This window comes from Streptomyces sp. GQ60, assembly GCF_059758875.1.
In genome coordinates, this window is the sequence record NZ_JCAXEG010000007.1 from 201,493 (window position 1) to 225,162 (window position 23,670).

At 70.1% G+C, this 23,670-nt stretch carries 21 protein-coding genes and 1 pseudogene; 13 read left to right on the forward strand and 9 right to left on the reverse strand.

Going from position 1 to position 23,670, the window contains the following annotated elements:
- The first annotated feature begins 3 nt into the window (after positions 1-3).
- The 7 genes from AC6CKD_RS19705 (at position 4) to trxA (ending at position 9,502) form a co-directional block, all read left to right on the forward strand.
- Entirely contained in the window at positions 4-2,277 is a 2,274-nt protein-coding gene (locus AC6CKD_RS19705) for a DUF6049 family protein (protein ID WP_498328750.1), read from the forward strand.
- Positions 2,278-2,323: 46 nt separating this feature from the next.
- Complete coding sequence (murJ, locus tag AC6CKD_RS19710) at positions 2,324-4,501, forward strand: murein biosynthesis integral membrane protein MurJ (protein ID WP_498328751.1); 2,178 nt, start codon at positions 2,324-2,326, stop codon at positions 4,499-4,501.
- 117 nt (positions 4,502-4,618) lie between these two features.
- Positions 4,619-6,346, forward strand: a complete 1,728-nt coding sequence (locus AC6CKD_RS19715; protein WP_498328752.1) for a protein kinase family protein — start codon at positions 4,619-4,621, stop codon at positions 6,344-6,346.
- 25 nt (positions 6,347-6,371) lie between these two features.
- Entirely contained in the window at positions 6,372-7,073 is a 702-nt protein-coding gene (sigM, locus tag AC6CKD_RS19720; protein ID WP_498328753.1) for an RNA polymerase sigma factor SigM, read from the forward strand.
- Positions 7,070-8,023 (forward strand): anti-sigma factor family protein, encoded by a 954-nt coding sequence (locus tag AC6CKD_RS19725; RefSeq protein WP_498328754.1) that lies wholly within the window; start codon positions 7,070-7,072, stop codon positions 8,021-8,023. Before sigM ends, AC6CKD_RS19725 begins: the two co-directional genes overlap by 4 nt.
- 125 nt (positions 8,024-8,148) lie before the next feature.
- Positions 8,149-9,108 carry a thioredoxin-disulfide reductase gene (trxB, locus tag AC6CKD_RS19730; protein ID WP_498328755.1) on the forward strand — a complete coding sequence of 320 codons (960 nt, stop codon included), beginning with the start codon at positions 8,149-8,151 and terminating at the stop codon, positions 9,106-9,108.
- A gap of 55 nt (positions 9,109-9,163) precedes the next feature.
- The gene (gene trxA, locus AC6CKD_RS19735; RefSeq protein WP_243331126.1) at positions 9,164-9,502 is read left to right on the forward strand and encodes a thioredoxin; all 339 of its coding nucleotides are present in this window, start codon (positions 9,164-9,166) and stop codon (positions 9,500-9,502) included.
- 107 nt (positions 9,503-9,609) lie between these two features.
- Here trxA and AC6CKD_RS19740 read toward each other — a convergent pair whose 3' ends face one another.
- The 9 genes from AC6CKD_RS19740 to rpmH all read right to left on the reverse strand — a co-directional run bounded on the left by AC6CKD_RS19740 (position 9,610) and on the right by rpmH (position 16,071).
- Positions 9,610-10,227, reverse strand: a complete 618-nt coding sequence (locus AC6CKD_RS19740; RefSeq protein WP_498328756.1) for a GNAT family N-acetyltransferase — start codon at positions 10,225-10,227, stop codon at positions 9,610-9,612.
- Positions 10,228-10,329: 102 nt separating this feature from the next.
- On the reverse strand, positions 10,330-11,424 hold the full coding sequence (locus AC6CKD_RS19745; protein ID WP_498328757.1) for a ParB/RepB/Spo0J family partition protein: 1,095 nt from the start codon (positions 11,422-11,424) through the stop codon (positions 10,330-10,332).
- Positions 11,421-12,512, reverse strand: coding sequence for a ParA family protein (locus AC6CKD_RS19750; protein WP_478685186.1), 1,092 nt, complete (start codon positions 12,510-12,512; stop codon positions 11,421-11,423). Before AC6CKD_RS19750 ends, AC6CKD_RS19745 begins: the two co-directional genes overlap by 4 nt.
- Positions 12,513-12,776: 264 nt before the next feature.
- Positions 12,777-13,538, reverse strand: a complete 762-nt coding sequence (gene rsmG, locus AC6CKD_RS19755) for a 16S rRNA (guanine(527)-N(7))-methyltransferase RsmG (protein WP_498328758.1) — start codon at positions 13,536-13,538, stop codon at positions 12,777-12,779.
- 85 nt (positions 13,539-13,623) lie between these two features.
- Positions 13,624-14,133 (reverse strand): Jag family protein, encoded by a 510-nt coding sequence (locus AC6CKD_RS19760; protein ID WP_243331117.1) that lies wholly within the window; start codon positions 14,131-14,133, stop codon positions 13,624-13,626.
- A 15-nt stretch (positions 14,134-14,148) separates the two neighbouring features.
- Positions 14,149-15,255, reverse strand: coding sequence for a membrane protein insertase YidC (gene yidC / locus AC6CKD_RS19765; RefSeq protein WP_498328759.1), 1,107 nt, complete (start codon positions 15,253-15,255; stop codon positions 14,149-14,151).
- 3 nt (positions 15,256-15,258) lie between these two features.
- Positions 15,259-15,540 (reverse strand): membrane protein insertion efficiency factor YidD, encoded by a 282-nt coding sequence (gene yidD / locus AC6CKD_RS19770; protein ID WP_076043740.1) that lies wholly within the window; start codon positions 15,538-15,540, stop codon positions 15,259-15,261.
- Positions 15,537-15,911, reverse strand: coding sequence for a ribonuclease P protein component (gene rnpA, locus AC6CKD_RS19775; protein WP_267754555.1), 375 nt, complete (start codon positions 15,909-15,911; stop codon positions 15,537-15,539). Before rnpA ends, yidD begins: the two co-directional genes overlap by 4 nt.
- A 22-nt stretch (positions 15,912-15,933) precedes the next feature.
- On the reverse strand, positions 15,934-16,071 hold the full coding sequence (gene rpmH, locus AC6CKD_RS19780) for a 50S ribosomal protein L34 (protein WP_100597229.1): 138 nt from the start codon (positions 16,069-16,071) through the stop codon (positions 15,934-15,936).
- Between the two features lie 360 nt (positions 16,072-16,431).
- Between rpmH and dnaA (AC6CKD_RS19785) the strand changes: the two are divergent.
- The 6 genes and pseudogenes from dnaA (AC6CKD_RS19785) to AC6CKD_RS19810 form a co-directional block, all read left to right on the forward strand.
- Positions 16,432-16,972: pseudogene (gene dnaA, locus AC6CKD_RS19785) on the forward strand (chromosomal replication initiator protein DnaA); the annotation flags it as partial.
- Between the two features lie 41 nt (positions 16,973-17,013).
- Positions 17,014-18,249: a chromosomal replication initiator protein DnaA gene (gene dnaA, locus AC6CKD_RS19790; RefSeq protein ID WP_498328943.1), complete on the forward strand. Its 1,236-nt coding sequence runs from the start codon at positions 17,014-17,016 to the stop codon at positions 18,247-18,249.
- Between the two features lie 890 nt (positions 18,250-19,139).
- Positions 19,140-20,270, forward strand: a complete 1,131-nt coding sequence (dnaN, locus tag AC6CKD_RS19795; protein ID WP_243331110.1) for a DNA polymerase III subunit beta — start codon at positions 19,140-19,142, stop codon at positions 20,268-20,270.
- Between the two features lie 294 nt (positions 20,271-20,564).
- Positions 20,565-21,440, forward strand: coding sequence for a phosphogluconate dehydrogenase (NAD(+)-dependent, decarboxylating) (gene gnd / locus AC6CKD_RS19800; protein ID WP_385368548.1), 876 nt, complete (start codon positions 20,565-20,567; stop codon positions 21,438-21,440).
- A 125-nt stretch (positions 21,441-21,565) separates the two neighbouring features.
- Positions 21,566-22,702 carry a DNA replication/repair protein RecF gene (gene recF / locus AC6CKD_RS19805; RefSeq protein ID WP_498328760.1) on the forward strand — a complete coding sequence of 379 codons (1,137 nt, stop codon included), beginning with the start codon at positions 21,566-21,568 and terminating at the stop codon, positions 22,700-22,702.
- On the forward strand, positions 22,699-23,253 hold the full coding sequence (locus AC6CKD_RS19810) for a DciA family protein (protein ID WP_498328761.1): 555 nt from the start codon (positions 22,699-22,701) through the stop codon (positions 23,251-23,253). The genes recF and AC6CKD_RS19810 overlap by 4 nt, the downstream gene beginning before the upstream one ends.
- Positions 23,254-23,670 lie beyond the last annotated feature (417 nt).

Below are 23,670 nucleotides of genomic sequence, written 5' to 3' on the forward strand. Positions count from 1 at the left end.
GCGTTGGCCGAGGCGGCAGACATCCAGGGGGCACCCCTCGCCCCTGCCCGGCGGCGCTGGCTGAGGCGCGCGGTCGTCCTGCTCGCCGGGACGCCGGTACTCGCCGGCCTGGTCTATTCGCACGCCCCCGACGCTCAGGCCGCCGACTCGGCGGCCGCCACCGTCGACATCCAGCTCGACGGCTTCGCGCCGAGCGCCCCGGTGAAGGGCGACACCCTCACCATCTCGGGCACCGTGATCAACAACGGTCGCGAGAAGATCACCGACGCGCACGTGGGTCTGCGGGTCGGACCGGCGCTGGGGGACCGCAGCTCCGTCGCCGAGGCCGCGGCGCGCGGCGGATTCCGGGCGGGTACCGACCCGGCGGAGGTCGGTGCCGAGTTCGCCGTGAAGATCGATTCACTGCCCTCGAAGGTCAGCCAGCCGTTCACGCTCAAGGTCCCGGTGAACAAGCTGGACCTTGACGAGGACGGCGTCTACCAGCTCGGCGTCTCCCTGTCCGGAGAGACCGCGAGCCGCCAGTACGAGCAGGTACTCGGCATCCGGCGGACCTTCCTGCCCTGGCAGCCGGAGGCCGCCGCCAAGCGCTCCCAGCTGGCCTACGTGTGGCCGTTGATCTCCACCACGCACCTGACCTCGGAAACCGGCTCGGACGAGCTGCAGACCCCCGTCTTCCTCGACGACAGCCTCGCCGAGGAGCTGAGGCCCGGGGGCGGCCGCCTCGAACAGATGGTCTCCCTCGGCAAGGACCTCCCCATCACCTGGGTCATCGACCCGGATCTGCTCTACTCCGTCGATGCCATGACCAAGGGCTACCGGGTCCGCACCCCCGACGGCAAGACCGTCCCGGGCAAGAACAAGGCCATCGCCGAGCAGTGGCTGAACTCGCTGGAAGCCGCCGTCCAGGGCAAGAAGGTGGTCGCGCTGCCCTTCGCGGATCCGGACATCGCCTCGCTCGCCCACCGGGGCAAGGACGTGTCCGGCGCCCTGGGACAGCTTCGGCCGGCCACCGACAAGGCGAAGCAGGCCGTCGAGACGGTCCTGCACGTCCCCGCGACCACCGACTTCTCCTGGCCCGTGGACGGAGCGATCGATCCGTCGATCGTCAACGTCGCCACGTCGGCCGGTGCCCACAACGTCCTCACCCGCAGCGACAGCCTCCAGGAGACCGGGGCGCTCGGCTACACCCCGTCGGCCGCGCGGCCCGTCGGCGCGGGCACCACGGCCGTCGTCGCCGACGCCGATCTCTCCACCGCCTTCCAGGGCGACATGCTCCGCTCCGGGAACTCCACCCTCGCGGTGCAGCAGTTCCTCGCCCAGACCCTCGCCCTGAACCTGCAGAAGACCGACAACCAGCGCAGCTTCGTCGTCGCACCGCAGCGGATGCCCAGCGCCAGCCAGGCGCAGACGATGGCCGCCGCCATCCGGGGTCTGCAGCCGGGCCGCTGGAGCCAGCCCGTGGACCTGGAAGCGGCGGCCGCCGCGACTCCCGATCCCCGCGCCGCCACCCAGGTCCCGGGAGCGGGCCAGTACCCCGAGGCCCTGAGCAAGCAGGAACTCCCGGTCTCCGCCTTCGAGAAGATCCGTACCACCGAGACCACCCTCGACCACTTCAAGGTGATCCTGACCGCGCCCGACCGCGTCGAGATCCCCTTCGGCAACACCACCAACCGGGAGATGTCCGCCTCCTGGCGCGGCCGCCCGGACGCGGCGTGGGACTACCGGGACCAGGTGCAGCGGTACCTGATCCGGCTCACCGAGAAGGTCAAGATCATCCCCAAGTCCGACGCGACGCTCTCCGGACACAGCGCGACCATCCCCGTCAGCGTCCAGAACAGCCTCGTCCAGGACACCCACAACCTGGTCCTCCGGGTGCGGTCCGCCAACCCGACCCGGCTGATGTTCGGCGACAGCGGGGAGGCCCAGCAGGAAGTCGCGGTCCAAGGAGGGCACAGCCAGACCGTCAAGTTCGCCGCCAACGCCACCGCCAGCGGTCCGGTCGAGGTGACGGCCCAGCTGTTCACCACCGACGGCGTGCCCTACGGGAAGGCCCGCAAGTTCACCGTGGAAGCCACAGAAGTGACCCCGACCGTCATGCTCGTCATCGCGGGCGGCGTCCTCCTCCTCGTACTGGCCGGCATCAAGATGTACGCGAGCCGCAAGCGCGTCGCGGCACGCGCCGCCGCCGAGGAGAGCACGCAGCAGAGTGACGAGTCCCCGGACACCGGACCGCAAAGCGCGGACCCGTCCGGCACGGGTGAGACAGTGGACCGTTGAGCGATGCCGTGGCCGGTCGGCCTGGGGACGATGAGGTGGGGTTTCGATGAACGCGCCGTACGAAGGTGACCGCGCGCAGGGCACTGGCGGGCACGCGCCCTCCCAGGGCACTGCCCCCGGTGCCCCGGTGCCGGGACAGGTTCCCGCGCCCGCGCCCGCGCCGGACCACGACCCTTATGTCCAGGACGCCTACGCCTACGACCCGTACCGGGCGCAAGACCTCTCCGCGCAGGACCCGGTGGCGGAGGTCCTGTACGACCGGGCCTCGCACCCGCCGCCCCCACCCGGCACCTTCCAGGAGCCCGGTCCGCTCTACGCGGCCCCGCCAGCCCCCTCGTACGCCCCGGACCCGCGGGTCTGGGCCCAGACGCCGCCGCCCGAGCCGGACGGCCCGTCCCGGCACCTGCCCTACGGCGACCACGCCACGACCACGCAGTTCGTCGGTGTGGACTCCCTCGTGACCAAGGCCGCCGACCAGGACCCCCGTCCCGACGCCTTCGCACACCTCTACCGGGACCAGGACGCGGCGCCCCGCACCCCCGCCGAGGACGCGCCCGTAGCCGCCCCGGCACCGAGCAAGCCCGCCGGACGCGCCTCCAGCCTGCTCAAGTCCAGCGCCCTGATGGCCGCCGGCACGATCGTCTCCCGCATCACCGGCTTCCTGCGGACCCTGGTGATCGCCGGGGCGATCGGCGTCGCCACCCTCAACGACAGCTACCAGGTCGCCAACACCCTGCCGACGATGATCTACGTCCTGGTCGGCGGCGGCGCCCTCAACGCCGTCTTCATCCCGCAGCTCGTGCGCGCGATGAAGAACGACGAGGACGGGGGAGAGGCATACGCCAACCGGCTGCTGACCCTCGTCATGGTGTTGCTGGGCGCCGTCACCGTGGTCTGCGTCCTCGCGGCCCCGCTGTTCATCGGCATGATGTCGCAGAAGATCGCCGACGACCCGCAGCGGCTGGACGTCGCCGTCGCTTTCGCCCACTACTGCCTGCCCACCATGTTCTTCATGGGTGTGCACGTGGTCCTCGGTCAGATCCTCAACGCCCGCGGCCGGTTCGGCGCCATGATGTGGACCCCGGTCCTCAACAACGTCGTCGTCATCGCCACCTTCGGCGCCTTCATCTGGGCCTTCGGCGGATTCACCACCACGGGCGTCACCGAGGCCGGCATCACCCCCGAGGGAGTCCGACTCCTGGGCCTGGGCACCCTGCTCGGCCTCGTCGTCCAGTCCCTGGCGATGCTCCCCTACCTGCGCGACGCCGGCTTCAAGCCGCGCCTGCGGTTCGACTGGAAGGGCCACGGCCTCGGCAAGGCCGCCGGCCTGGCCAAGTGGACGTTCTTCTTCGTCCTCGCCAACCAGCTCGGCCTCATCGTCGTCACGCAGCTCGCCACCTGGGCCGGCGAGGTGGCCGACAAGCAGGGCCACGGCGGTACCGGCATCACCGGCTACAACTACGCCCTGCTGCTCTGGCAGATGCCGCAGGCCATCATCACCGTCTCCGTCATGACCGCCGTCCTGCCGCGCATCTCCCGGTCCGCCCACGACGGCGACGCCGCCGCCGTCCGTGACGACATCTCCTACGGACTGCGCACCTCGGCCGTCGCGATCGTGCCCTGCGCCTTCGCCTTCCTCGCCCTCGGCGTCCCGATGGCCGGCCTGCTCTACGCCGGTTCCGGCACGGGAAGCGCCCAGAACATCGGTTTCATCCTGATGGCCTTCGGCCTCGGACTGATCCCGTACTCCGTGCAGTACGTGGTCCTGCGCGGCTTCTACGCCTACGAGGACACCCGGACGCCCTTCTACAACACGGTCATCGTGGCCGCCGTCAACGCGGGCATGTCCACCGTCGCCTTCTTCGTGCTCCCCGCCCGCTGGGCCGTCGTCGGCATGGCCGCCGCCTACGGCCTCGGCTACGCAGTGGGCGTCGGTGTCGCCTGGCGCCGACTGCGCACCCGCCTCGGCGGCGACCTCGACGGGGCGCACGTGATGCGCACCTACACCCGGCTCATCGGCGCCTGCGTCCCCGCGGCCGCCGTGGCCGGCGCCGTGGCCTACGCCGTCCTGCACTTCATCGGCGACGGAGCCCTCGGCTCCCTCACCGCTCTGGTGGCCGGCGGCATCGCCCTGGCGGCGGTGTTCCTCGTCGCCGCCAAGCGGATGCGCATCGAAGAACTCAACGCCATGGTCGGGATGGTCCGCGGACGCCTGGGACGCTGATGCGCACAACCATCCCCGTCCCTGGCGTGTCGTGCAGATCGGTGGACTGTGGGCACAATTGGCATGGCTTCGCAGACTGGCCGACAGCGCGCAACGGATGGGGAGGCGGGGACGACGGTGGCGGAACGTAGCACGGCTGCCGTCGACGTGGCCGACAACGGCGGCGACGAGCCGCTGGCCGCGGAGACGGCCCAGGCCACGGCCGACGGGGTGGACACCCAGAACGGACAAGCCGCGGACGGAACCATGCCCGAGAAGGACGGCGACCGCAGGAACCCGGCACCAGCTGCCGCGCCCGAGCTGCACAGCGGCCACAAGCTGGCCAGACGCTACCGGCTCGAAGAGTGCGTCACCCGTCTGGACGGATTCAGCAGCTGGCGTGCGATGGACGAGAAGCTCCGCCGTGCCGTCGGCGTGCACCTGCTCCCCGCAGACCACGCACGGGCCCGCGCCGTCCTGGCCGCCGCCCGCTCCTCGGCCCTGCTCGGCGACCCCCGGTTCGTCCAGGTCCTCGACGCCGTGGAGGAGAACGACCTCGTCTACGTCGTCCACGAGTGGCTCCCCGACGCCACGGAACTCACCGCGGTCCTCGCCGCGGGACCCATGGAGCCGCACGAGGCCTACCAGCTCGTCAGCCAGGTCTCCCAGGCGATGGCCGCCGCGCACCGCGAGGGCCTGGCGCACCTGCGGCTGACCCCCAGCGCGATACTGCGCACCTCCACGGGCCAGTACCGCATCCGCGGCCTCGCCGTGAACGCCGCCCTGCGCGGCATCACCAGCGAGACCCCGCAGCGCTCGGACACCGAAGCCATCGGCGCCCTCCTGTACGCCGCGCTGACCCAGCGGTGGCCGTACGAGAACGACGCCTACGGTCTCACCGGCCTGCCCAAGGGCGTCGGCCTCGTCGCCCCCGACCAGGTCCGCGCGGGCGTGCACCGGGGTCTGGGCGAGCTGGCCATGCGCGCCCTCGCCAACGACGGGGCCACCGCCTCGCGGCAGGAACCCGCCTGCACCACCCCCGAAGAGCTCTCCAAGGCCGTGGCCGCGATGCCCCGCATCCGGCCTCCGGAGCCCACGTTCACAGCGCCTCCGGAGTACCAGCACACCACGTACCAGCAGGGCAGCTACGGCAGGGCCCAGGGCCCGGGCATGCCCACCGCACAGGTCCTCACCGTCGCCCCGCCACCGCCACCCCTGCAGAGCCGTACCGGCCGCGTCCTCAAGTGGGGCGTCGCGGCCCTGCTGATCGCAGCCCTCGGACTGGGCAGCTGGCAGCTCGCCGACGCCCTGCTCAACCGGAACAACCAGGGCAGCACCAGCGGCAGCCAGACCACGCACGAGAAGGCCGACGACACCCCGGACGAGAAGGAGCCCACACTCCTCTCCATCAAGGCCGCCCACGAGTACTACCCCGACGGCAACCCCCAGGACGCCGACAACGTCGGGAACACGTTCGACGGGGACGCCAGGACCTACTGGCGCACCAAGAGCTACCGCGACGGCCCCGAGATGAAGACGGACTTCAAAGCCGGCCTCGGCATCGTCTACGATCTCGGCTCCGAGCAGGCGGTCAACGGCGCTTCGATAGCGCTGAAGTACGCCGGCAAGCACACGACCGCCACGCTGTACGCGGCCAACTCCCTGTCCGCCTCGACTCCGTTCGGCTCCTTGAAGAGGATCGCGGCCGGCACCACGTCGGACAGCACGCTCAAGGTGACCACCGACGCACCGGTCACCACGCGCTACGTCGTCGTCTGGATCACCGCGATGCCGCAAGCCGGCGTCGACACGTACAGCGGAGCGGGGTTCAAGCAAGCCATCACGGACGTGAAGTTCACGGGCTGACGGACAGCAGGGGAGGGGGCCAGCGTTGGACGAAGCCGCACCCGGCGGCCGCAGCGACCAGGAACTCCTGTCCCTGCACGCCGCCGGAGACCCGGACGCCTTCGGTGAGCTCGTACGCCGGCACCGCGACCGGCTGTGGGCCGTGGCCCTGCGCACCCTCGGCGACCGGGAGGAAGCCGCCGACGCCGTGCAGGACGCCCTCGTCTCCGCCTACCGGGCCGCGCACACCTTCCGCGGCGAATCCGCCGTCACGACCTGGCTGCACCGCATCACCGTGAACGCCTGCCTGGACCGGGCCCGCAAGGCCGCCTCCCGCAGGACGTCCCCCCTCGATGACACGGACCGCCTGGAGCGGCTCCTGGAGCCCCACGAGTCGGCCGAGGCACCCGCGGAGCGCCAGGACCTCCACCGGCAGCTCCTCGCGGCCCTGAGCACCCTCCCGGCCGATCAGCGGGCTGCTCTGGTCCTCGTCGACATGCAGGGCTACCCCGTCGCCGAGGCCGCCCACATCCTCGACGTCCCCGTCGGCACCGTGAAGAGCCGCTGCGCCCGCGGCCGGGCGAAACTCGTCCCGCTCCTCACTCATCTGCGCACACATACCGGGGATAACACCGACTCCGAGCGGGGAAGGAACCGGACACCGGGGACAACCGTCCCACCAGCGGCAGACCGCGGGGACCCGGCCCCGGATCCCAACGCAGTGAAGGGCGGAGGTGGACGAGCGTGAACCCCACAACCGGCGCGACCGGCACGATCGGGCACCCCGACGTCTCGGAGATCTCCGAGCTGGCGGAAGGCCTCCTCTCCCCGTCCCGCACGGCGGAGGTCCGCAGCCATCTCGGCGACTGCCCCCTGTGCGCGGACGTCCGCGCCTCCCTGGAGGAGATCCGGGCCCTGCTCGGCACCCTGCCCGGACCCGCCCGGATGCCCGTGGACATCTCCGGCCGGATCGACGCGGCCCTCGCCGCCGAAGCACTCCTCGACGCCACCATCCGGCACGAGGAGCCCGGCCCCAGCCACCCGGCCCAGGAGGCCGACGCGGGCACAGCAATCGATGTTTCACGTGAAACAGCGCCCGGACCGCTCGGTGAATCCGGCGCCCGGCGGCCCTCCGGTCACCCGGCCGGCCCAACGGGCCCCGGCAGGCACCGCGCACGCCGCCGGATCGCTCTCGCGGGCGGCCTGCTCGCGGCGTGCGCCGCCGGCATCCTGGTGGCCGGCGTGATGTCCGGCGACCGCCCCGCGACGGACGTGTCCGCGCGGAGCGACGCCTCCGCCTCCCAGTCCAGGTCCGGCACGCCGGAGTACACCGCCCAGGGGCTCCCGGGCACGGTGCGCGAACTCCTCGCATCCGGAGGTCCGGGAGACAAGACGGCGGGGGAGGGGAACAAGACGTTCGGAACGGAGAACAGCTCCCCGTCCGAGCCGAACCTCGCCCCGCCCGATGGCGAGGCACCCCGGGCACCCGCCTGCGTACAAGAAGCCACCGGCCGCACCGAGACCCCCCTGGGCTTCGAGCCAGGCACCTACGAGGGCAAGGACGTCTTCCTCGTCGTCCTGCCCCACCCCGGCGACCCCTCCGTGGTGGACGCCTATCTCGTCGGCTCCACCTGCGTCACCGACCCCTCGGCGGACCCCGGAAAGCCCTTGCTCACCCGTACCTACCCGAGGAGCTGAGCGGCCGAAAAGCCCGGGGGGAAAACTCGGGAATGCAGGCGCCGTAGGATCCGTTGGGTGGGGTGAGAGTCCACACCGGCCCCCCGGTAGGCAGCAGGCAGTCCGCAGAGACGAGGAATCAACCCGTGAGCGACGTACGAAACGTGATCATCATCGGCTCCGGGCCGGCCGGTTACACCGCCGCCCTGTACACCGCACGCGCTTCGCTCAAGCCCCTGGTCTTCGAAGGCGCCGTCACCGCCGGTGGCGCGCTGATGAACACCACCGAGGTCGAGAACTTCCCCGGCTTCCAGGACGGCATCATGGGGCCGGACCTCATGGACAACATGCGTGGCCAGGCCGAGCGCTTCGGCGCCGAGCTGATTCCGGACGACGTCGTGGCCGTGGACCTCACCGGCGAGATCAAGACCGTCACCGACACCGCCGGCACCGTGCACCGCGCCAAGGCCGTGATCGTCACCACCGGTTCCCAGCACCGCAAGCTCGGCCTGCCCAACGAGGACGCCCTCTCCGGCCGCGGCGTCTCCTGGTGCGCGACCTGCGACGGCTTCTTCTTCAAGGACCACGACATCGCCGTGGTCGGCGGTGGTGACACCGCGATCGAGGAAGCCACCTTCCTCTCCCGGTTCGCCAAGTCCGTCACGATCGTCCACCGTCGTGACTCCCTGCGCGCCTCCAAGGCCATGCAGGACCGCGCCTTCGCCGACCCGAAGATCAAGTTCGCCTGGGACAGCGAGGTCGCGGAGATCCACGGCGAGCAGAAGCTCGCCGGCCTCACCCTGCGCAACACCAAGACCGGTGAGACCTCCGAGCTGCCCGTGACCGGCCTCTTCATCGCCGTCGGCCACGACCCGCGCACCGAGCTGTTCAAGGACCAGCTCGACCTCGACGCGGAGGGCTACCTCAAGGTCGACGCACCCTCTACCCGCACCAGCCTCACCGGTGTGTTCGGCGCGGGCGACGTCGTCGACCACACCTACCGTCAGGCCATCACCGCCGCGGGCACGGGTTGCTCCGCGGCCCTCGACGCCGAGCGCTTCCTCGCCGTCCTCGCGGACGCCGAGAAGGCGCACGCGGCGGTCTGACACCCTCAAGCAGCACCACCACACCCCACCCCCGCAGGAAAAGAAGGAGGCCGCTGTGGCCGGCACCCTCAAGACCGTCACCGACGCAAGCTTCGATGACGACGTCCTCAAGAGCGACAAGCCCGTCCTGGTGGACTTCTGGGCCGCCTGGTGCGGTCCGTGCCGCCAGATCGCTCCGTCCCTCGAGGCCATCGCCTCCGAATACGGTGACGAGATCGAGATCGTCAAGCTCAACATCGACGAGAACCCGGAGACGGCGGCCAAGTACGGCGTCATGTCCATCCCGACGCTGAACGTCTACCAGGGCGGCGAGGTCGTGAAGACCATCGTCGGCGCCAAGCCGAAGGCCGCCATCCTGCGCGACCTCGACGCCTTCGTCACGATCAAGGCCTGACGCTCCCGCGTCCTAAGCCGGACGCGATCGCGTGCCACGGGGCCGCCCCCTGCCAGGGGCGGCCCCGTTCGCATGCCGGCCCCCTACGAGAGCAGGCTGCTCCCGTCTCACAGCGGACGCAGCGCCGGTTCCTTCCGGGCCGCGCCCAGCAACCGGTCCAGCGCCAGCTCCACGTCTTCCTTCCACGACAGCGTGGACCGCAGCTCCAGCCGCAACCGTGGCCGCGTCGGATGCGGGCGTACCGTCTTGAAGCCCACGGCCAGCAGATGATCCGCCGGCAGCAGACAGGCCGGACCTTCCCATCGGGCGTCGCCGAACGCCTCGATCGCCCGGAACCCCCTGTGCAGCAAGTCCTTCGCCACCGTCTGGACCATCACCCGCCCCAGCCCCTGGCCCTGATACCCCGGCATGATCCACGAGGTGATGAGCTGCACGGCGTCCGGGGACACCGGGCTGGTCGGGAACGCGGTCGCACGCGGCACATACGCCGGCGGCGCGTACAGAACGAACCCCACGGGAACCTCGTCCACGTAGACCACGCGGCCGCACGAACCCCACTCCAAGAGGACGGCGGAGATCCACGCCTCCTTCTCCCCGGCAGAGTTCCCCGCCTTCACGGCGGCCTCGCCGCTGACGGGGTCCAGCTCCCAGAAGACGCAGGACCGGCAACGCCGGGGCAGGTCTTGGAGGTTGTCCAGCGTGAGCGGTACCAGCCGACGACCCATGACCGCATCGTATCCACAGCCCGAATCACCCGAAACCGCAACAAGGCAAAGAGGGCGGGCCGCACCGGCTCACACCGGAACGACCCACCCCCGAGCTGCGGGTTACTCCCCGGCAGCACCCTGGTCCAGCACCCGGCCCTCGCCCGGCGCCAGGGTCCCTAGAATCCGCTCGAGGTCCTCCATCGAAGCGAACTCGACGGTGATCTTGCCCTTCTTCTGGCCCAGATCCACCTTCACCCGCGTCTCGAACCGGTCCGACAACCGCGTCGCCAGCTCGCTGAGCGCCGGGGCGACCCTGGCACCCGCCCGCGGGCCCTTCGGCTTCACCGCATTCGGCGACTCCGAACCCATCAGCGACACGATCTCCTCGACCGCACGCACCGAGAGCCCCTCGGCCACGATCCGGTGCGCCAGCCGGTCCTGCTCCTCGGAGTTGTCCACCGACAGCAGGGCCCGCGCATGCCCCGCCGACAGCACACCCGCCGCCACCCGCCGCTGCACGGGCGGGGAGAGCTTCAGCAGCCGCAGCGTGTTCGAGACCTGCGGACGGGAACGCCCGATCCGGTCCGCAAGCTGGTCGTGCGTGCAGTTGAAGTCCTGGAGCAGTTGGTCGTACGCGGCCGCCTCCTCCAAGGGGTTCAGCTGCGCCCGATGCAGGTTCTCCAGGAGCGCGTCCAGCAGCAGCTTCTCGTCGTCCGTGGCCCGGATGATCGCCGGGATACGGACCAGTCCGGCCTCCCGGCACGCCCGCCAGCGCCGCTCGCCCATGATCAGCTCATAGCGGCCGGGGCCGGACTGTCGCACCACCACCGGCTGGAGCAGGCCCACCTCCTGAATGGAGGTCACCAGCTCGGCCAGAGCGTCCTCGTCGAACACCTCGCGCGGCTGCCGCGGATTCGGCGTGATGGAGTCCATCGGGAGCTCCGCGAACGTGGCCCCCGCAACCTGCCCGGCCTCCGGAGCCGCGGCCGGCTCGGGCTCCCTCACGGAATCGGCCACCGCCGATGTTTCACGTGAAACATCGGCCTGCGCCAGCGAAGCCAGCTTCGCCGCCGCGATGCCCCGCTCCGAGGGCAGCAGCGGCACCGCCGACGGAGACATCGATCCGGCCCCGATCACCGGCGGCACCTTCTCCTGGGGAGCCGCGGGAATCAGCGCGCCGAGCCCCCGCCCCAGACCCCTACGTCGCTCACTCACTGGATCCCCTCCGCCATGCTTTGCGTGTTGTTCAGGCCCGCACCCTGATGGGGGTGATGGGGCTCGTACTGGAATCCGGCCCCGCGCAGCGCGATCTCCCGCGCCGCCTCCAGATAGGAGAGGGAACCGCTGGAACCCGGGTCGTAGGTCAGCACCGTCTGCCCGTAGCTCGGAGCCTCGGAGATGCGGACCGACCGCGGGATGCTCGTGCGCAGCACCTCCTTGCCGAAGTGAGTGCGCACCTCCTCCGCCACCTGCGAGGCCAGCCGGGTCCTGCCGTCGTACATCGTCAGCAGGATGGTGGACACGTGCAGCGTCGGGTTCAGATGGGCCCGCACCAGGTCGACGTTGCGCAGCAACTGTCCGAGCCCCTCCAGCGCGTAGTACTCGCACTGGATCGGGATCAGCACTTCCGCGCCCGCGACCAGGGCGTTCACCGTCAGCAGGCCCAGCGAGGGCGGGCAGTCGATCAGGATGTAATCGAGCGGCTGCTCGTACGCCTGGATGGCCCGCTGGAGACGGCTCTCCCGTGCCACGAGGGACACCAGCTCGATCTCGGCACCCGCCAGGTCGATCGTGGCCGGCGCGCAGAAGAGCCCCTCCACGTCGGCCACCGGCTGGACGACCTCCATCAGCGGTCGGCTGTCCACGAGCACGTCGTAGATGGACGGCACGTCCGCGTGGTGGTCGATGCCCAGCGCCGTCGAGGCGTTGCCCTGCGGGTCGAGGTCGACCACCAGGACCCGCGCTCCGTGCAGGGCCAGGGATGCGGCCAGGTTCACGGTCGACGTGGTCTTGCCCACGCCGCCCTTCTGGTTGGCCACCACCATGATCCGGGTCTTCGGGGGCCTGGGCAGCCCCTCACCCGCACGCCCCAGGGCCTCGACCGCGATCTGTGCGGCCCGGCCGATGGGCGTGTCTTCGTTGTCCACTAGCGGCGGGGCCGATGTTTCACGTGAAACATCGTCGCCCGGGAATTCGGAGCGGGGACCGGGGACCGGATCGGCCATCGGCCCCGCAAGGTTGGCGTCTGACCGCACGGTGTCACTCTCCTCGGCATCAGGCTCGCGATGAACAGAGCCTGCCATGTCACCGGGGTCGCGAACCAGCGGGGCCCGTACTCCTGTGGATGAATCCACCGATGTGGACAACTCCGTCCCCCCTTCGCCCTTGCGGAGACGGGGGGACGTGGCCGCACGACCGCGGCTGATGATTCCCTGCAGCAGAGAGCGACGTTTCACGTGAAACACGATGCCCGGACGGAGTCATCCGGCCGCTACGACACTCCGAAATCCATACCTATAGGGCTCAACACCCCTGCGATACGCCTGCGAACACTGCCCGGCAGGGGCTCAGCGACGACGGCGCGTACGGCTCACCCGGGCGGCCTTGGCCCGCTTCGCCGCGAACCGCACCCCGCCGGGGCTTTCCCCGACCTCGACCCGCACCACGGTGGAGAGCGGGTCCACGACCCCCTCGCCGACGTGCAGCACCGAGGTCTTCACCACACCGAGCTTCGTCAGCGCGGCCTTCGCCGCCACCAGCTCCTCCTCGGCGGTATCGCCCTTCAGCGCCAGCATCTCGCCGTACGGGCGCAGCAGGGGCACACCCCAGCCGGCGAGCCGGTCCAGCGGGGCCACCGCGCGCGCCGTCACCACGTGCACCGGCTGGAGCTTGCCGAGGACTTCCTCGGCCCGCCCGCGTACCACCGTCACATGATCGAGCCCCAGCAGCTCCACGACCTCCTGGAGGAAGTTCGTGCGGCGCAGCAGCGGCTCCAGCAGTGTGATCTTCAGGTCCCTGCGCACCAGGGCCAGCGGAATACCGGGGAGACCTGCCCCCGAACCCACATCGCACACGGTGACGTTTTCGGGCACCACTTCCGAGAGCACGGCACAGTTCAGCAGGTGCCTCTCCCACAGCCGCGGCACCTCGCGCGGCCCGATCAGGCCCCGCTTGACACCCGCGTCCGCCAGCAGCTCCGCGTACCGCACAGCTGCCGGGAAGTGCTCACCGAACACCGCACGCGCCTCTTCAGGTGCCTCGGGCGCTTCTTCGGGCGTCGGGGGAAGCTCAGCTGCCTCCGTCACGGGGACCGTCCTTCCGTACCGCATGGTGAAAAAACCACGTCGTCGCTGCCAGGCTGACAAACATCGGCCCCGCCTGCGAGACAGACGGGGCCGGATACAAGGCTTCCGGTCAAGCCGGAAGCACGACGACGAAGCGCTGCGGCTCCTCGCCCTCGGACTCGCTCCGCAGACCGGCGGCCGCCACGGCGTCGTGGACGACCTTCCGCTCGAAGGGGGTCATCGGGTCCAGCTTCAGGGGCTCACCGGACGTCTTCACGTCCTCCGCGGCCTTCGCACCGAGGGCCGTCAGCTCCTCGCGCTTCTTCGCCCGGAAGCCGCCGATGTCCAGCATCAGCCGGCTGCGGTCCCCGGTCTCGCGGTGCACGGCGAGCCGGGTCAGCTCCTGCAGAGCTTCCAGCACCTCGCCGTCGCGGCCCACGAGCTTCTGCAGGTCGCGCGCGGACTCGCTGACGATGGAGACAGAGGCGCGGTCCGCCTCGACGTCCATGTCGATGTCGCCGTCCAGGTCGGCGATGTCCAGCAGACCCTCAAGGTAGTCGGCCGCGATCTCACCCTCCTGCTCGAGGCGGGTCAGGGTGTCGCCACTCTCAGCGGCGGCGGTGGTGGTGCCTTCCGTCACGGGAGGAGCTCCTTCTTACTTCTTGGGAGAGGGCTTGCTGGGGGGCGTCTGACGCTGAGACTTCGACTGCCGCTTGGGCTGCTGGCGCTTCTGGCCACCGCCGCCGGCCGCGTCCGCATCGACGGTCGCCTCGACGCTCTTCACCACGGAGCCGTCCGCCTGCGCGGCCAGGCCCTGCTTGGAAAGACCGGTGATGAACTTGCGCTCGTTGTCGTTGCGGTCCGGGCCCTTGGCCACGATCGCCGCGACGATCTTCTTCTTGCCCCGGCCCTTGAGCTCGCCGCGCGCACCGACCTGCTTCAGCAGGCGCGTCAGGTACTGGTCCTGGGCCATGCTGCCCGGGGTGGGGTTCCGGCTGATCACGAACATCTGCTGGCCCATGGTCCACAGGTTCGTGGTCAGCCAGTAGACGAGGACGCCGACGGGGAAGTTGATGCCCATGACCGCGAAGATCACGGGGAAGATGTACATCAGCATCTTCTGCTGCTGCATGAACGGCGTCTTGACCGAGAGGTCGACGTTCTTCTGCATCAGCTGGCGCTGCGTGTAGAACTGCGACAGCGACATCATCACGATCATGATCGCGGTGACGATCCGCACGTCGGTGATGTCGGCGCCGAGAGCGGCGACCTTGTCCGCGCTGTCCGTGAACTTCGATGCCAGAGGCGCGCCGAAGATGTGCGCGTTACGCGCGCTCTCCAGCAGCGGGCCGTCGATCTTGCCGATCGGCGTGCCGTTGGCGATGGAGGCGAGCACGTGGTAGAGCGCGAAGAAGAACGGAGACTGCGCCAGGATGGGAAGGCACGAGGAGAGCGGGTTGGTACCCGTCTCCTTGTACAGCTTCATCATCTCTTCGGACTGGCGCTGCTTGTCGTTCTTGTAGCGCTCCTGGATCGCCTTCATCTTCGGCTGGATCGCCTGCATGCCGCGCGTCGCCTTGATCTGCTTCACGAAGAGCGGGATCAGACAGATGCGGATCAAGATCACCAGGGAGACGATGGACAGGCCCCAGGCCCAACCACTGTCCGCGCCGAACATGGCGCCGTACACCTTGTGGAACTGGACGATGATCCACGAGACAGGCGTGGTAATAAAGCTGAACAGACTGGCAATCGTGTCCACTAATCAGGCTCCTTGAGCATTGCGAGATCTACGCAACGCACTGCGCAGCTGCTCGTGCCAACGCGGGCGTTTCCGGGGTGGGACGTGGTCCACGCCACCCGGGGACCACGGATTGCACCGCAGGATCCGCCAGGCGGTCAGAGCCGTCCCCTTCACCGCACCATGCCGGTCGATGGCCGTGTACCCGTAGTGCGAGCACGAGGGGTAGTAGCGGCACACCGGCCCGAGCAGCGGACTGATCGTCCACTGGTACAGCTTGATCAATGCGAGCAGCGGGTACTTCATCGAGCCACGCCTCCCAAGAGCCGCAGCAATGCGGCGTCGAGGTCCCGGGCCAGCTCGTCGAGACCGGCATCACCCGCTCCGGGCAGAGCCCGTACCACCATCAGGCTACCTTCGGGCAGCTGGGACAGCCGCTCGCGGACGAGATGGCGCAAACGGCGCTTGACCCGGTTGCGTACGACAGCGATGCCGACAGCCTTGCTGACGACGAAACCCGCACGCGTCGAGGGATCGATCTCCCCCGGCGCGTGCGGGTCCGTTGCACCGCTAGTACGTAGGTGGACGACGAGGAGCGGGCGACCGGCCCGACGACCTCGACGTACCGCGCTCGCGAAGTCCTCGCGCCGCCTCAGCCGATTTTCGGGAGACAGCACGACGTCACGATCCGCCCGTCAGTTACGCGGAGAGTTCGGCGCGGCCCTTGCCACGACGGTTCGCGAGGATGGCGCGGCCGGCACGGGTACGCATCCGGAGACGGAAGCCGTGGGTCTTGGCACGACGGCGGTTGTTCGGCTGGAAGGTGCGCTTGCTCACTCGGGGGCTCCAGAGAATAAATCGTTTAGGCGGGACATCGCCTGGCTGTCACCGTGCGCCCACGAGGAGTAGAACTCGCGTGTTCGCCCGAGTGGCACCGCAAAACGATCACAACCAGTGATCTTCGCCCATCGGTAGGCAGGCGGCAGCAGCCATCGACAACTCGACCTCGTTACGGTACGCGCGGCTACGCCATCCGGTCAAACCGAGCCGACGGTGCCCCACACTGTGCACAGGCTGTGGACAACGACTTGAACCGTACCCGTCGGCCTGACTACCGTTGCCTGACTCCGGATTTTTTGTCCCGACCGTCCCAAAGAACCACACATTCGTGGGACCCCCTCTGAGAGAGCGTGCTCTGTGGCTGACGTACCTGCCGATCTTGCCGCAGTGTGGCCAAGGGTGCTCGAAAAGCTCCTCGGGGAGGGACAGAACAGCATCGAGCCCAAGGACAAGCAGTGGGTCGAGCGCTGTCAGCCCCTGGCCCTGGTGGCCGACACCGCGCTGCTCGCCGTCCCGAACGAGTACGGCAAGCGGGTCCTGGAGGGCCGGCTCGCCCCGCTCATCAGCGACGCGCTCAGCCGTGAGTGCGGCCGCCCCATCCGGATCGCCATCACCGTCGACGACTCCGCCGGCGAGCCCTCGCCCCCGGCCCCGTCCTCTTCTTCCTCGCGCGACGGCTACGAACCGTACGGCGGCCAGCGCCCCGGCGGGCACACCGGCCCCGGGGGCCACACGGGACCCGGCGGTCATACCGGCCACGCCGGTCCCGCGGACGACCAGCTCCCCACCGCCCGCCCCGCCTACCCGGACTACCAGCAGCAGCGCTCCGAGCCCGGCGCCTGGCCCCGCGGCGGCCAGCAGGACGACTACGGCTGGCAGCAGCCGCGCCTCGGCGGCTTCCCCGAGCGCGATCCCTACGCCTCTCCGCAGCCGGGCTACATGCAGCAGCCGGAGCCCTCCTCCTACGACCAGGGCTCCTACGAACAGCAGAAGTACGAGCAGCAGCAGTACGAGGGCCAGCAGCAGCGCTCCGCCCGCCAGTACGAGCAGCAGCAGTACGAGCAGCCGCCCGCGCGGCAAGCGCCCAGCCGGCCCGCTCCCTCGGCCCCGTCCGGCGGTTCCACCTCGGGCCCGCTGGAGCCGACCGCCCGGCTGAACCCCAAGTACCTCTTCGACACCTTCGTCATCGGCGCCTCCAACCGCTTCGCGCACGCGGCCGCGGTGGCCGTCGCCGAGGCGCCGGCGAAGGCGTACAACCCCCTCTTCATCTACGGGGAGTCGGGCCTCGGCAAGACGCACCTGCTGCACGCCATCGGGCACTACGCGCGGAGCCTCTACCCCGGCACCCGGGTGCGGTACGTGAGCTCCGAGGAGTTCACCAACGAGTTCATCAACTCGATCCGCGACGGCAAGGGCGACGCGTTCCGCAAGCGCTACCGCGAGATGGACATCCTGCTCGTCGACGACATCCAGTTCCTCGCGAGCAAGGAGTCGACGCAGGAGGAGTTCTTCCACACCTTCAACACGCTCCACAACGCCAACAAGCAGATCGTGCTCTCCTCCGACCGGCCGCCCAAGCAGCTCGTCACCCTGGAGGACCGGCTCCGCAACCGCTTCGAGTGGGGCCTGATCACCGACGTCCAGCCGCCCGAGCTGGAGACCCGGATCGCGATCCTGCGCAAGAAGGCCGTCCAGGAGCAGCTCAACGCCCCGCCGGAGGTGCTGGAGTTCATCGCCTCCCGCATCTCGCGCAACATCCGCGAGCTGGAGGGGGCGCTGATCCGGGTCACGGCCTTCGCGAGCCTGAACCGGCAGCCGGTGGACCTGGGCCTGACCGAGGACGTACTGAAGAACCTGATCCCCGGCGGCGAAGACAGCGCGCCCGAGATCACGGCGACGGACATCATGGCCGCCACCGCCGACTACTTCGGTCTGACCGTGGACGACCTGTGCGGCTCCTCGCGCAGCCGCGTGCTGGTCACCGCGCGGCAGATCGCCATGTACCTGTGCCGGGAGCTCACGGACCTCTCGCTGCCCAAGATCGGGGCGCAGTTCGGCGGCCGCGACCACACCACCGTCATGCACGCGGACCGCAAGATCCGCGCTCTGATGGCGGAACGGCGCTCCATCTACAACCAGGTAACGGAGCTCACGAACCGCATCAAGAACGGCTGACGCCGGCTCTGTGTACGGGCCGTACGGGCGCCGCCGACCCTCCAAACACGCTTGTTCAAACGCAGTCAGAGGGCGCTCCCGGGTCGCTTCGGGGGCGCCCTTCTTCGTGCGTGCGCCCCTGACCTGTTCGAATACGCCCCCTTGGGGGCAACTCATCCACAGATTGGGCGACTTTCTTCCGTCCACAGGCTGGGGACGGGCCGCGCCACCCACAAGACTGTCCACAGGGCCCAGGTGTGAGGCACCATCAGGGCTGGTCAGACCCCTGTGGAATTGTGCGCAACGACTATCCACAGGCTGTGGACGAAATTTTCATCCACAGGTCTGTCCACCGCGTTGTCCACCGGCGGTCCACAGCTTCCCGCGTCCTGTGCACAGGATCAGACGACTTCCCCACACCGTTGTCCACTGTTCGGCAACGAGGAACCCTCCATCACCGCCCCGAGTGAAAGCGGTCACACCGAAGTCGACGTTTGGGTTGTGGAGTACTCGGGAAAACCTGGGGACGCACCTGTGGAGTAGTCGGGGTCATCTGGGGATGGCCTGTGCAGAACTTTTCGTTCTCCACAGAGACACCGAGTTGTCCACCGGTGTCACCCACAGGGTGTGGGGATAAAAAACGCGTGCTGACCTGCAAAAACACTGTTATCCACCGTTTCCACAGGCCCTACTACTACCCCCATAGAGAGTTAGCCCGGTTTCGGTTTTCAAGCAGGTCCTGTGCACAACTCGGTGGATCGCCCTCCCCGACACCTCGCTCCCGACTTGACCGGCAGCAGCGACGACTGTCGGCGCCGTACGTCAGACTGGTCCCCGGCATCGGTCGAGGCATCGACGAGCCGACGACGAAGGCCGGCAGACGAGCGAGCAACAGCAGGAGGCGGTTTCCGGTGAAGATCCGGGTGGAGCGCGACGTACTCGCGGAGGCGGTGGCCTGGGCTGCTCGTAGCCTCCCGGCCCGGCCGCCGGTGCCCGTTCTCGCGGGCCTGCTGCTGAAGGCCGAGGAGGGCAAGCTGTCCCTCTCCGGCTTCGACTACGAGGTCTCGGCCCGGGTCTCCGTCGAGGCGGACGTCGAGGAGGACGGCACCGTCCTGGTCTCCGGCCGGCTGCTCGCCGACATCTGCCGCGCCCTGCCCAACCGGCCGGTGGAGATTTCCACAGACGGTGTACGGGCGACCGTGGTCTGCGGCTCCTCGCGATTCACACTCCACACCCTGCCTGTGGAGGAATACCCGGCGCTGCCGACCATGCCCACCGCGACCGGCACCGTGCCCGGCGAGGTCTTCGCCTCGGCCGCCGCCCAGGTCGCCATCGCCGCCGGCCGCGACGACACGCTGCCCGTGCTGACCGGTGTCCGCATCGAGATCGAGGGCGACAAGGTCACCCTGGCCTCCACCGACCGCTACCGCTTCGCGGTCCGCGAGTTCCTGTGGAAGCCCGAGGACCCGGAGGCCTCGGCCGTGGCCCTGGTGCCCGCCAAGACCCTCCTGGACACCGCCAAGTCGCTCACCAGCGGCGACACGGTCACCATCGCGCTGTCCGGCTCCGGCCAGGGCGAGGGCCTCATCGGCTTCGAGGGCGCCGGCCGGCGCACCACCACCCGCCTCCTCGAGGGCGACCTGCCGAAGTACCGCACGCTCTTCCCGACGGAGTTCAACTCCGTCGCGGTGATCGAGACCGCGCCGTTCGTCGAGGCCGTCAAGCGCGTGGCCCTCGTCGCCGAGCGCAACACCCCGGTCCGCCTCAGCTTCGAGCAGGGCGTGCTGATCCTCGAGGCCGGCTCCTCCGACGACGCACAGGCTGTGGAGCGCGTCGACGCGAAGCTGGAGGGCGACGACATCTCGATCGCCTTCAACCCGACCTTCCTGCTGGACGGCCTGAGCGCGATCGACTCGCCGGCCGCGCAGCTGAGCTTCACCACGTCCACCAAGCCGGCGCTGCTCAGCGGCCGCCCGGCGGTGGACGCCGAGGCAGACGAGGCGTACAAGTACCTGATCATGCCGGTCCGCCTCTCCGGCTGATCCCGGCAGCGACGCGGCAGCCCCTCGGGCCCGGCCCCGCTTCCCGCGGGACGGGCCCGAGGGCGTTGAGCCTCCCGGCCGCGAAGCCCCGTAGCGGCCCGGCAACGGCCTCGCGGGAGGCCGCACGGAGGGCGTACGGAGCCTCGTGGGCGGCCCGCCGCCCGCCCCGGCGCCGACACCCGGAGTGCCCGTGGCGCCGGGCGGCACGGCCCGGCGTAGGCTCGGCACGGGGCGATGTCCCCGGGCAGGGGTGCACCCCGGCACAGACGGCCACAACGCTTAAGGAACCACCTGATGGAGCTTGGTCTCGTCGGTCTCGGCAAGATGGGCGGCAACATGCGCGAGCGCATCCGCCGCGCCGGCCACACCGTCATCGGATACGACCGCAACCCGGACCTCGCCGATGTCCACAGCCTGTCGGAACTTGTGGACAGCCTGCAGGCCCCCCGCGTGGTGTGGGTGATGGTCCCGGCGGGCGCCGCGACCCAGTCCACCGTGGACGAGCTCGCGGGCCTGCTCTCGCCCGGCGACATCGTCGTCGACGGCGGCAACTCGCGCTGGACCGACGACGAGAAGCACGGCGCCGAGCTGGCCGCCAAGGGCATCGGCTTCGTGGACTGCGGAGTCTCGGGCGGCGTCTGGGGCCTGGAGAACGGCTACGCGCTGATGTACGGCGGCGACAAGGAGCACGTCGCGGCCGTCCAGCCGATCTTCGACGCCCTCAAGCCCGAGGGCGAGTTCGGTGCCGTGCACGCCGGCAAGATCGGCGCCGGCCACTTCGCGAAGATGGTCCACAACGGCATCGAGTACGCCATGATGCAGGCCTACGCCGAGGGCTGGGAGCTCCTGGAGAAGGTCGACTCGGTCACCGACGTCCGCGAGGTGTTCCGGTCCTGGCAGGAGGGCACGGTCATCCGTTCCTGGCTGCTGGACCTGGCCGTGAACGCGCTGGACGAGGACGAGCACCTGCAGCAGCTGCGCGGCTTCGCGCAGGACTCCGGCGAGGGCCGCTGGACGGTCGAGGCCGCGATCGACAACGCCGTGCCGCTGCCGGCCATCACGGCCTCGCTCTTCGCGCGCTTCGCGTCGCGCCAGGACGACTCCCCGCAGATGAAGATGATCGCCGCGCTGCGCAACCAGTTCGGCGGCCACGCGGTCGAGAAGAAGTAATCCACAACCGCTCCACAGGTCCACAGCTCGTGGATCCACGGCTTGCAGGTCCACGGCTTGTGGATCCACAGCCTGTGGAGCGGAGCACGACAGAGCAGCAGGAAGCCGGGGGAGGTCGGCGCCGTATGCACGTTTCGCATCTCTCGTTGGCCGACTTCCGCTCGTACGCCCGGGCCGAGGTTCCCCTCGACCCGGGCGTCACCGCTTTCGTCGGCCCCAACGGCCAGGGCAAGACCAATCTCGTCGAGGCGATCGGCTACCTCGCGACCCTCGGCAGCCACCGCGTCTCCGGGGACGCCCCGCTCGTGCGGATGGGAGCCGAGCGCGCCGTCATCCGGGCCGCCGTCACCCAGGGCGAACGGCAGCAGCTCGTGGAGCTGGAGCTGAACCCCGGCCGCGCCAACCGGGCCCGGATCAACAGGTCCTCGCAGGTCAGGCCGCGAGACGTGCTGGGCATCGTGCGCACGGTGCTGTTCGCCCCCGAGGACCTGGCCCTGGTCAAGGGCGACCCCGGCGAGCGGCGCCGCTTCCTCGACGAGCTGGTCACGGCCCGCTCGCCGCGCATGGCGGCCGTGCGCTCCGACTACGAGCGGGTGCTCAAGCAGCGCAACACCCTGCTGAAGTCGGCGGCGATGGCCCGCCGGCACGGCGGCCGCTCCATGGACCTGTCCACCCTCGACGTGTGGGACCAGCACCTGGCGCGCACGGGCGCGGAGCTGCTGGCCCACCGGCTCGACCTGATCGGGACCCTGCTGCCGCTCGCGGACAAGGCGTACGAGCAGCTCGCGCCCGGTGGCGGACCGCTCGGCGCGGCCTACAAGTCCTCTGCGGGCGAGCAGGTGGACAGCGGCGAGGCCCGCACCCGCGAGGCGCTGTACGAGGTCCTCCTCGGCGCGCTGGCGGAGGTGCGCAAGCAGGAGATCGAGCGCGGGGTGACCCTGGTCGGCCCGCACCGTGACGACGTGGTGCTGCGCCTCGGGGAACTGCCCGCCAAGGGGTACGCCAGCCACGGCGAGTCCTGGTCGTACGCGCTGGCGCTGCGGCTGGCCTCCTACGAGCTGCTGCGCTCCGAGGGCAGCGAGCCGGTGCTGATCCTCGACGACGTGTTCGCGGAGCTGGACGCGCGGCGCCGGGAGCGGCTGGCGGAGCTGGTGGCGCCCGGCGAGCAGGTGCTGGTGACGGCCGCGGTCGACGACGACGTGCCCGGCGTGCTGGCCGGGACCCGGTTCGCGGTGTCCGGCGGGGAGGTGACCCGGCTGTGAGCGGCAAGGAGCAGGACACGCCGCGGGACCTGCCGCAGGCTCCGCCGCGCAAGGCGGCCGAGCCGTCGGGTGTGGACCTGGCGCGCCAGGCCCTGGCGGCGGCGCGCGAGCAGGCGCGGGCCCGGGGCAACGCGGCGCAGAACAAGAAGGGCCGGTACCAGCCGGGCCTGCGCTCGGGCGCCCGCGCGGACGGCCGGGACCCGATGCCGCTGATGGCGGCGCTGGACCGGCTGCGCACGGAGCGCGGCTGGGAGATGCCGATGGCGGTGGCGGGCGTGATGGAGCGCTGGCCGGAGATCGTCGGCCGGGACATCGCGACGCACTGCGTGCCGGACCGGTACGAGGACCGCGAGCTGGTGGTGCGCTGCGATTCCTCGGCGTGGGCGGCGCAGCTCAAGCTGCTGGCCCCGCAGCTCGTGGCCCGGCTCAACGCGGACCTGGGGCAGGGCACCGTCCGGCTGATCAAGGTCCACGGCCCGGGCGGCGGACCGAAGCGGTCCGGCCCCTGGCGGGCCCCGGGGAGCACCGGCCCGGGGGACACCTACGGGTGAGCCTTCGGGCCCGACTCCGCGCGCCCGAAGGCGGCCCGAAGGCGTCCCGAAGGCGGGCCAGAAGGCGGGACCCGAACGCCGGGAACCCGAACGCGGGCCGATCGAACCGGCGCGCTCGGCCGCGCGTGTTCCGGTCGTGCGCCGGCCCGTGCCCGATGCCCGTGAGCCTGCCCGCCGCGGGTACCCGTACGGGTGAGTAGGGTCCGACGGGCGCCCCGTGCGGACGGCTGTGCGGGTGGTGTCCCTCACGGTAGCGAGAGGTTGACAGCCCGAAGCGCTCAATGCCCGCGTGAGCCTCTTTGAGCCCCTCCCCGGATATGGGGAGTCGGAGAGAGGAGTTTCCGGGCGGCACATGCGGACTCAGGTACCGGCAAACGCCCATTCACGGGGGTGATACCGGTAGACTGAACGAGAATC